Genomic DNA, 213 nt, shown 5'->3' with positions numbered 1-213 from the left:
AGCCCAGCCATTCTGCACAACATCACCGTGTTCGGCTTCTTTGATGCGGATATGACAGTGCTGATTCAGCCGCTCAGCAAACGCTTTAGTGAACGTGCCTGGCATGTGCTGTACCAGAAAAATCGGATACGCAAAGCCTTCAGGCAATACGCTAAGTACTTTTTGTAATGCAACCGGACCGCCTGTTGATGCACCTATAGCAAGACAACGATA

1 protein-coding gene is annotated in these 213 nt (G+C 48.8%); it reads right to left on the bottom strand.

What is annotated here, in order from left to right; translation table 11 throughout:
* The coding region (locus NLF92_RS14105; protein WP_284700455.1) for a chemotaxis protein CheB at window positions 1–213 on the bottom strand (213 nt) is incomplete at both ends.

This window comes from Opacimonas viscosa (genome assembly GCF_024199005.1).
Taxonomy (GTDB): domain Bacteria; phylum Pseudomonadota; class Gammaproteobacteria; order Enterobacterales; family Alteromonadaceae; genus Opacimonas; species Opacimonas viscosa.
Note: the sequence above shows the minus strand (reverse complement) of the source record. Positions and strands in the feature narration are given on the sequence as shown.